Origin of the sequence: Massilia sp. CF038, from assembly GCF_900129765.1 — a bacterium.
Classification (GTDB): Bacteria; Pseudomonadota; Gammaproteobacteria; order Burkholderiales; family Burkholderiaceae_D; genus Telluria_A.
The window spans coordinates 83,400-95,646 of the sequence record NZ_FQWU01000005.1 but is presented as its reverse complement, the minus strand read 5'-3'; the positions used below and the strand labels follow the sequence as shown (position 1 = coordinate 95,646).

Genomic DNA, 12,247 nt, shown 5'->3' with positions numbered 1-12,247 from the left:
ACAGCGTAAATACTGCGATTTACAGACATTTTCTGAGGCTGACGGGCGGGATTTTGAGTGCTTCGCGGTACTTTGCAACGGTGCGGCGAGCGATGACCATACCCTGTTCCCCCAGCATGTCCGCAATCTTACTATCGGATAATGGATTTTTAGGGTCTTCTGCTCCTGTCAATTGCACGATGAGCGCACGGATCGCCGTGGAACTTGCTTCTCCCCCCGCTTCGGTGGCGACGTGGCTACCGAAAAAGTATTTCAACTCAAACATGCCGTGGGGGGTAAGCATGTATTTTTGAGTTGTTACACGAGAAATAGTGCTCTCGTGTAGACCAAGTGTATCAGCTATTTCGCGCAAAACAAGGGGACGCATGGCAACCGCGCCGTGCGAGAAGAAATTGCGCTGGCGCTCAACAATAGCCTCCGACACACGCAGGATGGTGTCGAAACGCTGGCGCATGTTCTTGATCAGCCACTTCGCTTCCTGCAGTTGCGCGCCCATCTGGCCTTCGCCTTTGCCCTGCTTGAGCAGGCTGGCGTACATGCTGTTCACGCGCAGGCGCGGCATGACGTCATTGTTGAGCGACACCGACCAGCCATTCTTGGACTTGCGCACGATGACATCCGGGACCACGTAGTCGGACACGTCGGACGCGAACACCGCACCCGGATGCGGGTTGCAGTTGCGGATCACGGACTGCGCCTCGCGCAGGTCTTCATCGTCGCAGTCGAGCGCTTTTTTCAGCTTGTTGAATTCGCGCTGAGCAAACCAGGTCAGGTGATTTTCAACGATCGCCAGCGCCATTCTGCGTGTGACCATCGGGATCGACTTCATGCCGCGAATCTGCAGCGCCAGGCATTCGGAGGCACAGCGTGCGCCCACACCCACCGGGTCGAAGCTTTGCAGCAGCGACAAGGCGGTCTTCAGTTCGTCGAGATCGATTTCCAATTCGGGCGGCAGGCGCTCGTGGATCTCTTCCAGCGTTTCGGTCATATAGCCGTTGTCGTCGAGCGCGTCGACAATCAATTCAACCAGGGCGCGGTCGCGCGCTTCGAGCACGGTCACGCGCATCTGCTCCATCAGGTGCTCGCGCAAGGTGGTGGCGCTGGCTTCCAGTTGCGGACGCGAATCCTCGTCGTCGGACGAGCCTTTCGAGCGTCCAAGCTCGCCCCACTCGCTGTCGGTCTCGCTGCCGGCCGGCGCATCCATCTCGGCGCTTTCGCCACCTTCGGCTTCGGCTGGCGCCGGCGCATCCTGCGCGCCGGGTTCCGGCGGCGCTTCGGCCGGCGCGCTGGTGGCGCTGATGGCGCCATCGGCCAGCAGCCGCACCGAGTGGTCGAGCGGATCATCGAGCCGTTCCAGAAGCGGGTTGTCAGTCAGGAGCTGCTCGAGCTCCTGGTGCAGTTCGAGCGTGGACAACTGCAGCAGACGAATCGACTGCTGCAGCTGCGGGGTAAGCGCAAGGTGCTGGGAAGTGCGAAGTTGAAGTGACTGTTTCATCTTACATGCGGAAGTGTTCACCCAGATAAACGCGGCGTACCGATTCGTCTGCAATGATGTCGTCCGGACGACCCGAGGCCAGCACCGCGCCCTGGTTGATGATGTAGGCGCGGTCGCAGATGCCCAGCGTTTCGCGCACATTGTGGTCGGTGATCAGAACGCCGATGCCGCGCTCTTTCAGGAAGCGCACAATGCGCTGGATCTCGATCACGGCAATCGGGTCGACCCCGGCAAACGGTTCGTCCAGCAGCACAAAGCGCGGATTGGTGGCCAGCGCACGCGCGATTTCCACCCGGCGCCGCTCACCGCCCGAGAGCGACATGGCGGCGCTCTCGCGCAGCTTTTCAATCTGCAGATCGGCCAGCAAGGTATCGAGGCGCTCGTTGATTTCGGCCTTGGTCAGGGCCTTGCCGTCGGTGCGCTGCAGTTCCAGCACGGCGCGGATGTTTTCTTCCACCGTCAGGCGGCGAAACACCGACGCTTCCTGCGGCAGGTACGACAAGCCCATGGTGGCGCGACGGTGAATCGGCATGCGCGAAATATCGACGCCACTGATATCAATGGAACCGGCATCCGACGGCACCAAACCAACAATCATGTAGAACGAGGTGGTTTTGCCGGCGCCATTGGGACCGAGCAGGCCGACCACTTCGCCGCATTCGACCTGCAGCGACACATCGCGCACGACCAGTTTCTTGCCATAGCTTTTCTGCAGACCGCGAACGATCAGGGTGCTACCGCAACGTGTATCCATTATTGCGTTCCCGTTGGCGCTGGCGTCACTGGCGCAGCCGGCGGCGTGGCAGGCGCTGCGGCCGGTGCCGGTTTTGGCTTGCGTGGCGCGATGATCATTTTGCCGCGGGTAGCGCCCGGCTTGGTGACGCCGCTGGCGTCATTGCGGGCGGCGAACACTTCGCGGATGCTGTCGTAGGTAATGAACTCGCTCTGAATCTCATCGGTCAGGCGCTCGCCTTCCAGCTGGCGGATGCGCGCGTTTGTGAACAGCTTGACCACCGCGGTGCGTTCATCGTATTCGATCCGCTGCGCCTCGCCTTCCACCCACAGGTTCGGACCGCCGTCGCGCTTTTGGCGGAAGGTGGCTGGCCGGGCGCCATTGGTGGTCAGCGTGACCTGCATGTCGTCTTCCGGGCTTTGCTTGATGACCGCCTTGTCCGACTTGAGAATCAGCGTGCCCTTGGTGACGATGACGTTGCCGGTCAGGGTGGTGATCTGGGTGACGTCGTCCACGTGCAGGCTGTCATATTCAATGACGGCCTGCTTGCCGGCGTCGGCCTTTTCGGCCTGGGCGTTGAACGCGGCCAGACTGATGAGCGCACATGCGAAAATTTTCTTCATATTTTTAGTACCTGTGATGAGTGGCGCCTAGCGCGCCGCTTTGGGTGGGACGACCAGCTGTCCCTTGGAACGGAAATCGATCTGCCCGGTTGCGTTATTGGCTTGCATGCCGATGCCGGTTACGGTGGCCGTGCCCAGCACCATCGAGACGCGCTGGTCGGACTCCATGCGGTCTTCGTCCGGGTACACCGTCAAGGCCTCGGAATTGATCCGCAAGAAGCGCGTGGTGGGCGACTCCGGCCGCTGGATCTCAACCTTGCCAAGCAGGTCGACCTTGTTCTCGCCATGGAACATGCGCGCCGTTTGCGAGGTGACTGTCATGGTGGGCTTGCCCGGCACGATGGTTTTGAAAATCGGCTTGATGACGTCGGACGCGTCGTTCAGCGGCAAGTGGGTCAGCTTGTCGCCGTAAAACAGGTAGTGCGGTTCGCCCTGCGGCGACATGCGCACGAAACTGAATTTGTCGATGATGTAATCGGGTTCGTCGCGATTGGCGGCGGAGCGGGTTTCATTATCGTCGCGCAGCATCAGCTGCAGCAGCCAGAAGCTGCCGGCGGCAAAAAACACCGCTGCCATCATGGTGATGAGCAGGCGCCAGCGATGGGCGGTCCGCTTATGCACGGCTGCCTCCGCCAAAAGCACATCGCCCTCGCGAAGGCGGGGGCCCATCCCACGTTACCGGATTCGTACACGTGGCATAGGCCCCCGCCTGCGCGAGGGCGACGGGGTTCATGCGATCACGCCCGAGCGCGATGTAGTGGCGGATCGTCATGCGAAATACGGCGCCAGCGCCGCTTCGTACGTGCCTTGCGCGCGCATGACCATGTCGCACACTTCGCGCACGGCGCCGCGCCCGCCACCGGCACGCGTAACGTAATGCGCGCGGTGCTGCACTTCCGGATGCCCGGTTGGCACGGTCACGGCAAAGCCCACTTGCAGCAGCAGCGGCAAGTCAATCACATCATCGCCGATGTAGCCGCACTGCTCGGCCGTGACGCCGGTCGCGTCCAGCAGCTTGGCAAAGGCGATCCGTTTGTCGTGTATGCCCTGATGCACGTGCATGATGCCCAGGTCGGCCGCGCGCCGCACCACGATGGGCGAATTGCGGGCGCTGATGATGGCCGTGGCCACGCCGCTTTTTTGCAGCAGCTGGATGCCCAGGCCGTCGAGCACATTGAATGTCTTGGTGGCTTCGCCATCGGCGCTGTAAGTCAGGCTGCCGTCGGTGAGCACACCGTCGACGTCGAAAATCATGACCTTGACGTTGGCGGCGCGGCGCATGTGGTCGAGTTCTCGCATCAGATCACCTTGGCGCGGGTCAGGTCGTGGATATGCAGCGCGCCGACCAGACGGTCGTCGGCATCGACCACCAGCATCTGATTGATACGGAATTCTTCCATGACGTGGACGGCGTCCACGGCCAGCTGCTCCGGGTGGACCCGGCGCGGGTCACTGTGCATCACGTCGCGAATGGTGATCTTGGTGAAGTCCTGCACCTTTTCGATCAGGCGCCGCAAGTCGCCATCGGTGAACACGCCGATCGGGCGGTTGTCGGCATCGACAATGGCGGTCATGCCCATGCCCTTCTGTGTAATTTCCAGCAGCGCCGTGGCCAGCGCCACATCCGCCGTAACCTTGGGCACCGCGTCGCCGCTGCGCATCACGTCCCTGACGTGGGTCAGCAGACGCCGGCCCAGGGCGCCGCCCGGGTGGGAACGGGCGAAATCGTCTTCCTTGAAGCCACGCGCATCCAGCAGGGCCACGGCCAGGGCGTCGCCCAGCGCCAGCGTGACGGTGGTGCTGGCCGTTGGCGCCAGGTTCATGGGGCAGGCTTCCTTGGCCACCGAGACGTCCAGGTGCACGTCGGCCAGCAGCGCCAGACTGGATTTGGGGTTGCCAGTCATGGCGATCAGCGGCGCGCCCATACGCTTGACGATCGGCAGGATGGACATCAGTTCGGCTGTCTCGCCGGAATTGGAAATTGCAATAAATGCATCTTGCGGGGTAACCATGCCCAGGTCGCCGTGGGCTGCTTCGGCCGGGTGGACGAACATGGCCGGGGTGCCGGTCGACGCCAGCGTGGCGGCAATTTTGCGGGCAATGTGGCCCGATTTGCCAATGCCGGACACCACCACGCGGCCGTTACAGGCCAGCAGCAGGCCGACCGCCTGCCCGACACTGTCGTCACCACCGAGACGGTTTTGCAGGGCGCGCATGGCGTCAACTTCGATTTCCAGCGTTTCCCGGGCCATGACCATGGCACGCTCGGTAATGTTTCTGTCAAAAGCTTTCAGCATTGTTTTTTCATCGGTTACACTCGTGTGTAGAGTATAAACGAATTGCGAAAGCAAAAAACTTGCCAGACGCAACAAATCACCATTTTCACCTTCGTCACATGGCAAAGAATGCATTCTGGACTTGAACTGACTCTCATGCTGTTGGGAAGCGCCGTGCTGGGCGTGGTTGCTTTCCGTATGCTTCACCTTCCCCCCATGCTCGGCTACCTTGCCGTCGGCATTCTGATCGGCCCCCATGCCCTGGCCCTGGCCGACAATAGCGCCACCACCGATACCCTGGCTGAATTTGGGGTCGTGTTCCTGATGTTTTCGATCGGTCTGGAGTTTTCGCTGTCCCAGCTGATGGCGATGCGCCGGATCGTGTTTGGCCTGGGGCTGGCGCAGGTCGTGCTGACCATTGTGGCCACCATGCTGTTTGGCTGGATTCTGTCGACCCAGCTGCCACCCAGTATCCGCATCAGCTGGCAGGCCGCGTTTGCGCTGGGCGGCGCCCTGGCCATGTCCTCGACCGCCATCGTGGTCAAGATGCTGACCGAGCGGCTGGAACTGGAAAGCCCGCACGGGCGCAAGATCATCGGCATCCTGCTGTTCCAGGATCTGGCCGTGGTGCCGCTGCTGATTCTGATTCCCTCGCTGGGCAAGCCGCCCGAGGAGCTGGCTTCCACGCTGGCTGTCGCTGGCCTGAAGGCCGTGTTCGTGCTGGTGCTGCTGCTGTTCATCGGCCAGAAGATCATGCGCAAATGGTTCACGATCGTCGTCAAACGGCGCTCGCAAGAACTGTTCATGCTCAACCTGCTCTTGATCACCCTGGGCGCGGCCTGGATCACCGAGCGCGCCGGCCTGTCGCTGGCGCTGGGCGCCTTCGTGGCCGGCATGCTGATCTCCGAAACCCAGTACAAGCATCAGGTGGAAGAAGACATCAAGCCCTTCCGCGATGTGCTGCTTGGGCTGTTCTTCATCACCGTCGGCATGAAGCTCAATGTCGCTCTGGTGCTGTCAAACTGGTGGCTGGTGCTGCTTCTGCTGTGCGGCCCGGTGCTGCTCAAGTTTGCCCTGATCGCGCTGCTGGCCAAGCTGTTTGGCGCCTCGGACGGTACCTCGATGCGTACCGGTCTGGCCCTGGCGCAGGCAGGTGAATTCGGCTTCGTGCTGCTGACGCTCACCGCCGGCGCCAACCTGATCGACCCCTTCATCATCCAGCTGGTGCTGGCCTCGATGGTGCTGTCGATGCTGGTGGCGCCTTTCCTGATCGAGAAATCGGACCAGATCGTCATGAAGATCTCGTCCAACGAATGGATGCTGCAGTCGCTCCAGCTGACCCAGATCGCAACCCGTACCATGGCCAGCCAGAAGCACGTGATCGTGGCTGGTTTTGGGCGCAGCGGGCAAAGCCTGGCCACCTTGCTGTCGGAAGAAAAAATCGCCTACCAGGCGCTGGACCTGGATCCCGAGCGGGTACAGGAAGCACAGGCCGGCGGCGCCAATGTGTCTTACGGTGACGCGGGACGCAAGGAAAGCCTGATCGCGGCTGGTCTGTACCGCGCCAGTGCGCTCGTAATCACTTACGCAAATACGCCGTCGGCAATGAAGGTGCTGCACCTGGTGCACGAGCTGGCGCCTACCTTGCCGGTGATTGTGCGCAGCCACGACGACACCGATCTGGATATCCTGAAAAAAGCCGGCGCCGCCGAAGTGGTGCCTGAAGCGCTCGAGGGCAGTTTGATGCTGGCCTCGCACGCGCTGGTGATGATGGGCGTGCCCCTGCGGCGCGTAGTGCACCGCGTGCAAAGCGCGCGCGACGAGCGCTACGCTGCCTTACGCGGCTACTTCCATGGTGCCAGCGACGTGGGTGATGACCCGGAACACACTTATGTGCGCCTGCATTCGGTGACCCTGCGCGATGATGCGGGCGCCATCGGCAAGCGCATTGAGGCCTTGGCCCTGCAAGAAGTGGGCGCTGAGGTGGCCACCATCCGGCGCGGCAAGGACAGACTGGAAGTCACACCGCGCACCGAGCTGGAAATGGGTGACGTGGTGGTGCTGCGCGGCTCGGCCGATGCAGTTGATCGCGCAGAGAAGCGCTTGCTCAATTAGGAAACACGATTTTGAATCATCGAATGACATGTGCCGCCATCGTGTCGATGGCGGTATTGCTCGGCGCCTGTGATAAACCCGCTCCACCGGCACCACCCAGCCCACCGAAACCTCCCAGCGCGAAAAGTACGCTGACGCCAGAATCGCAGCGGCAGCAGGATCTGATGCGGGCCGTGTTCGGCGCTGGTTACCAGTCCGCCGCGAACGTGGGACTGGCAATGCTGTCCGACTACGATGATCGCAGCGAGCGGTCCGTATATTACGTGACGCCAGTGACACACAAGCTGCTCGATTCGGGCGACGCGGTCCTTATCGTCAACGCGCAGCTGTCGTCGCAAAATGAAGACGACATTGGCAAGGCGAAAATCGACGACCCCTTGAGTGGACACGGCGAGCCCGGGCGGCTCAATGTCTTCATCCTGCGCGCGCAGGCAGGTGGCGGATGGAGCGTGATCCGGCGCCACGAAAATGTGGCGCAACTAGGTTCCAACGGCCAGTTCAGTGGCGTCCAGTGGCCCATGCTGGGAACCGACCGGCCCGGCCTGGCCATTGAACACGGCTGGATGGGGCAAGGCTACGCCATCGGTTTTCTGGCATTGTTCGACTTGAGCGACCCGGCCCTGCCTGAGCTCACGCCCGAACAGAGCAAGCTATACGCCGAAAACGAAGGCGCGTGCGACGAACCGAAAACCGCGTGCTGGTCGGTTGTGGGAACGTGGCGCTTCGACACAGCAGCCGAGGGCGCGAAATACAAGGACCTGGTGATCGACTTCAGCGGCGCAGCACCGGAGCTGGCAGCAAAGGAGGAAGAGGCATCAGAGGAAGCGGCGGAGCCCATCGCCGCGCCAGAGCCCAGCACCAAAAAGATCGCCGTCACCGCACGTTACAAGTTCGACGGCAAGCGCTATCGGCTGGCCAGCGGCGAGAACCCCGTTCCCGACATTTAAGCGCTCTAGGCCGGCGGCGCCTCGTAAGCAATGACCCGATTGCGCCCGCTCTGCTTGGCCTTGTACAGCGCATTGTCGGCCTGCGCCAGCAGCTCTTGCGCAACATGCTCAATGGCGTGTTCGCGCTCGAAGTCATTGAGCACCGCAACCCCGATCGAGACCGACACCGGCAAGGCCGCGCCGCCCTGCAGTTCGACCGGCGTGCCGGCCACGCTGGCGCGAATCCGTTCGGCCACCAGCGCGGCCGCATCGAGTTCGGCATTAATCAGCAGCGCCACGAATTCTTCGCCGCCAAAACGGCCCATGGTGTCGGACAGGCGCAATTCGTCCTTGATTCGGCCCGCCACTTCACGCAGCACTTCGTCGCCGCCCGGGTGGCCCACGCTGTCGTTGACCAGCTTGAAGTGGTCAATATCGATGTACATGACCGAGATGCGGTATTGCTGACGGCGCGCCCGGCTGATCTCTTCCAGCAGGCGGCGGTCGATATAGCGCCGGTTGTAGACCCCGGTCAGCGAATCGGTCAGGCCGATATATTTAAGCATCTCGTTGCTGATCACGTTTTCGAGACAGATCGAGATGATCGACGCCATGTGCTCGACGAAGTCGGTGGCCATGGCAGGCGTGAAGCGGTTGGGGTCCAGGCTGCCCAGATTCAGGCTGCCAATCAGGCGCTTGTTACGCAGCAGCGGCACCAGGGCGATGCTTTGCAGGCCGGCTGGCGGTTGCGGGAACATCGGCTGGTGGGTCGCTGGAATGTAAGGCCCCAGCAAGGGCCGCGGCGGGCCAGTGAGGTCGTTGCGCGACGGGACAAAACCCAGCGCCTGCACAGCATCCACGAAAACCAGATGCGGGAAATCGGCAAAGTCGACGCCCAGCTTGTTCATCACGGTGCGGATGTCCTCGCCCTCGTCGACCAGGCTGAGGGTAACGATATCAAGGTCGGAAATGACGGGCAGGCTGCGGAAGATGGTGCTGACCAGGCTGGGAAAACTGTCGGAGCCGACGATTTCAAGATCGAACGCCTGGTGCCGGCACATGATGTCGTGATTACGCTCGGCCTGCTCCATCATGTAGGCCATGCTGGCGCGCAGGGATTCGTTTTCTGCCTCCAGATCGCGCGCTGTCACACCTGCATCTTGCATACTGCCCCTCTCTGCGTTCCCGGTCCATGCACGTTGAATATTCCCGTTTTACGCCATCTTAATCGGATTGCGGCCTGAAAAGGGCACGTTTGGCCGCGCCGCCACAGTTAAAACGCTTCTTTAACCATCAATTAAGCTTAAAAGGCCAGGGTCATTGTCACCGGTTGGCCGACATGCAGGCGCTCGCCGTCGCCTGCAGTGACGATGGCATTCATGCCGAAGCAGATTGCGCCGTCCATGACCGCCTTGGCGCGGTAGGTGCCCAATATATCGAGCGGATCGGGGCCGGGCAGACCGCTGGCCTGGTCCACCGCCGGAATCGGGCAGCGCGCGCAGGGTTTCACGGGTTTGATGGCGGCCTGGCCCAGGCTGAAGCTGTCGGCATAGTCTTCCTCGAACGCGTCGATCCCATCGATCACCAGATTGGGACGGAATCGGTTCATGGGCAGCGCCTCGCGCCCGGCCGCCACCAGTTTTTCGTTCAAGTCCGCCAGCGAGGCCGATCCGGCCACCAGGATCGGGTAGGCATCGGCGAACAAGGTCGGTGCCTCGACCCCGTCCGTCCATTTGGTGCTGGTGACACGGTGGGCACTGGCATGGAAACGCACCAGGCGGCAGGGCGTGCCGATGGCGTTGCTGAACCAGGCCGCGGTGGTGTCGTTGCAGTCGTAGGCGAGCACGGTGTCGTCCCACAGGGTGACCTGGCGCGTTTGCTCATCGGCCGGATCGGGCAAGCCAAGCGCGATTTCCAGGCGCAGCATGCCGGGCGCGCGCAGTTCCAGCGTGTCGGCCTTCAGGCGCGGGGTGATGAGTGCCATGCGCGGATGCTCGCGCTGGGTGAGGAACTGGCCATCTTCGCCGATGACCATCCATTCGCGGTCGTAGACGGCATCGACCGACAGGCCGGCCTGGGTCAGCGTAGCCTCGCGCACGGAAATGCCGGCGCAGGATTTAACGGGGTAGAAAATGATTTCAGAGAGGATGGCCATTTGTTTTAACAGACGTCAAGTTCACCCGGACATCGTCCTCGCGAAGGCGGGGACCTATACCACGTCCCCGGATTCGGAAACGTGGAATAGGTCCCCGCCTTCGCGAGGACGACGTCGGTGGGGCCGTCAGTATGCCTCAATTCATATCCCACGGCGGGGTACCGGCAAATTGCTCGGCCAGGAAGTCGATCATCGCGCGCACCTTGGCGCTCAGTTGGCGCCGGCTTGGATAGACGGCCAGTACGTCGATATCTGGCAGGCTGAATCCAGGCAGCAGCGGCACCAAACGTCCGGCCCGCAAATCGGCGCCAATCAAAAACGTCGGCTGCCAAATGATGCCCGCCCCTGCCAGCGCAGCCTGGCGCGCCGTGTCGCCATTATTTGCATGCATGGCGCAGTTGACGGTCACCGGGTGCGGCTGGCCCATCGCATCCGTGAAGCGCCATTCGTCGGCGCTGGCCGCGTAGCTGTAGCCAATGCACTTGTGCAGCAGCAGATCCTGGGGCACCTTGGGCGTGCCATGCCGGGCAAGGTAAGCCGGCGCCGCGCAGCAGATGTTGTGCGAGGTGGCCAGGCGCCGCGCCGCGTGGCTGGCCGAGCCGGCACGCGAGATGCGGATCGCCAGGTCATAGCCCTCTTCCACGATATCGACCACGCGGTCCACCAGCGCCACCTCCAGTTCCACCTCGGGATAGCGCGCCATGAAGGCGGGCCACAAAGGCGCCAGGTGCAGCACGCCAAACGTCAGGGGCGCGTTAATGCGCAGCAGGCCGCGCGGGGTGAGCGTGGCCGAGGACGCGATGGCCTCGATTTCAGCCATGTCCTCGACAATGGTCTTGGCGCGCTGGTACAGGCCCTCGCCGCTGTCGGTGAGCGACATTTTGCGTGAACTGCGATTAAGCAGACGCATGCCCAGGTGCGATTCCAGGTCGCTGATGATGCGCGTGACGTTGGCTGGCGAGGTGTCGAGCGCGTCTGCCGCGCGCGCGAAACCGTTGCGCTTCACGACTTCCACAAATACTTCCAGCGCCCGCATGCGATCCATGATCACACCCCATTATTCATAAAACCTGAATATAGCATCAATATCCAGGCCTTTGATTCGCAGTTTCATAAATCCTATAGTGAACACGTCGCAACCCAATCACCTCACTCAGGAGTTACACCATGAAACGCTTTGAAAACAAAACCATTCTCGTCACCGGCGGCAACAGCGGCATCGGCCTGTCCACCGCGCTTGCCTTTGCCCGCGAAGGCGCCCGCGTCATCATCACCGGCCGTGACCAGGCTACCCTGGACGCCGCCCGCGAACAGATTGGCGGCGCGACCCTGGCGCTGCGCAACGACCAGGGCGCCCCTGGCGCGGGCCAGACTCTGGCAGCACAATTGAGCGAACGTGGCGTGCGCCTGGACGCGCTGTTCCTCAACGCCGGCGTGGCCAAGTTCGCGCCCTTCGAGCAGATCGATGAAGCGCTTTGGGACGACACCTTCAACGTCAACGTCAAAGGCGCTTACTTCACCATTCAGGCATTGACGCCGCTGTTCAATCCGGGCGCCGCAATCGTGCTCAATGGCTCGGTCAACGCCCGCATCGGCATGCCCGCTTCGTCGGTGTATGCAGCCAGCAAGGCCGCCCTGATTACCTTTGCCAAAACCCTGTCGGCCGAGCTGCTGCCGCGTGGTGTACGGGTCAACGTGGTCAGCCCCGGGCCGGTCACTACGCCACTGTATGGCCGCCTGGGTCTGGCGCCGGCGGACCTGACTGGCATGGCGGCCGCCATCACAGAGCAAATTCCGCTCAAACGTTTTGGCACGCCAGAAGAAATTGCGGGCGCTGTGCTGTATTTGTCGGCACCGGAATCGGCCTTCATTGTCGGCACGGAGCTGATCATCGACGGCGGGATGACCCAGCTGTAATTGATTG

At 62.0% G+C, this 12,247-nt stretch carries 12 protein-coding genes; 3 read left to right on the top strand and 9 right to left on the bottom strand.

Features of this window, described 5'->3' with window-relative positions:
• Window positions 1–19: 19 nt before the first annotated feature.
• The 6 genes from BUC24_RS23545 to BUC24_RS23520 form a co-directional block, all read right to left on the bottom strand.
• The gene (locus BUC24_RS23545) at window positions 20–1,495 is read right to left on the bottom strand and encodes an RNA polymerase factor sigma-54 (protein ID WP_073222706.1); all 1,476 of its coding nucleotides are present in this window, start codon (window positions 1,493–1,495) and stop codon (window positions 20–22) included.
• 1 nt (window position 1,496) lies between these two features.
• Window positions 1,497–2,249, bottom strand: coding sequence for an LPS export ABC transporter ATP-binding protein (gene lptB / locus BUC24_RS23540; protein ID WP_073222704.1), 753 nt, complete (start codon window positions 2,247–2,249; stop codon window positions 1,497–1,499).
• The gene (lptA, locus tag BUC24_RS23535) at window positions 2,249–2,851 is read right to left on the bottom strand and encodes a lipopolysaccharide transport periplasmic protein LptA (protein WP_073222702.1); all 603 of its coding nucleotides are present in this window, start codon (window positions 2,849–2,851) and stop codon (window positions 2,249–2,251) included. The genes lptB and lptA overlap by 1 nt, the downstream gene beginning before the upstream one ends.
• A gap of 27 nt (window positions 2,852–2,878) precedes the next feature.
• Window positions 2,879–3,472, bottom strand: a complete 594-nt coding sequence (gene lptC, locus BUC24_RS23530; RefSeq protein ID WP_073222916.1) for an LPS export ABC transporter periplasmic protein LptC — start codon at window positions 3,470–3,472, stop codon at window positions 2,879–2,881.
• Window positions 3,473–3,619: 147 nt separating this feature from the next.
• Complete coding sequence (locus BUC24_RS23525; RefSeq protein WP_073222701.1) at window positions 3,620–4,150, bottom strand: KdsC family phosphatase; 531 nt, start codon at window positions 4,148–4,150, stop codon at window positions 3,620–3,622.
• Window positions 4,150–5,148: a KpsF/GutQ family sugar-phosphate isomerase gene (locus BUC24_RS23520; RefSeq protein WP_073222699.1), complete on the bottom strand. Its 999-nt coding sequence runs from the start codon at window positions 5,146–5,148 to the stop codon at window positions 4,150–4,152. The genes BUC24_RS23525 and BUC24_RS23520 overlap by 1 nt, the downstream gene beginning before the upstream one ends.
• Window positions 5,149–5,256: 108 nt before the next feature.
• Here BUC24_RS23520 and BUC24_RS23515 point away from each other — a divergent pair, with 108 nt between their 5' ends.
• Both BUC24_RS23515 and BUC24_RS23510 read left to right on the top strand, forming a co-directional pair.
• A complete protein-coding gene (locus BUC24_RS23515) occupies window positions 5,257–7,242 on the top strand; it encodes a monovalent cation:proton antiporter family protein (RefSeq protein WP_073222697.1) in 1,986 nt (661 codons plus the stop codon).
• Window positions 7,243–7,406: 164 nt separating this feature from the next.
• Window positions 7,407–8,189, top strand: a complete 783-nt coding sequence (locus BUC24_RS23510; RefSeq protein ID WP_143167634.1) for a hypothetical protein — start codon at window positions 7,407–7,409, stop codon at window positions 8,187–8,189.
• A 5-nt stretch (window positions 8,190–8,194) separates the two neighbouring features.
• On the opposite strand, the gene BUC24_RS23505 is transcribed toward BUC24_RS23510, so the two are convergent.
• The 3 genes from BUC24_RS23505 to BUC24_RS23495 form a co-directional block, all read right to left on the bottom strand.
• On the bottom strand, window positions 8,195–9,334 hold the full coding sequence (locus BUC24_RS23505; protein WP_073222694.1) for a GGDEF domain-containing protein: 1,140 nt from the start codon (window positions 9,332–9,334) through the stop codon (window positions 8,195–8,197).
• Window positions 9,335–9,471: 137 nt separating this feature from the next.
• Entirely contained in the window at window positions 9,472–10,323 is an 852-nt protein-coding gene (locus BUC24_RS23500; RefSeq protein WP_073222692.1) for an MOSC domain-containing protein, read from the bottom strand.
• A gap of 136 nt (window positions 10,324–10,459) precedes the next feature.
• Complete coding sequence (locus tag BUC24_RS23495; protein WP_073222915.1) at window positions 10,460–11,368, bottom strand: LysR family transcriptional regulator; 909 nt, start codon at window positions 11,366–11,368, stop codon at window positions 10,460–10,462.
• A 122-nt stretch (window positions 11,369–11,490) separates the two neighbouring features.
• On the opposite strand from BUC24_RS23495, the gene BUC24_RS23490 reads away from it, so the two are divergent.
• Window positions 11,491–12,240 carry an SDR family oxidoreductase gene (locus tag BUC24_RS23490; RefSeq protein ID WP_073222690.1) on the top strand — a complete coding sequence of 250 codons (750 nt, stop codon included), beginning with the start codon at window positions 11,491–11,493 and terminating at the stop codon, window positions 12,238–12,240.
• Window positions 12,241–12,247 lie beyond the last annotated feature (7 nt).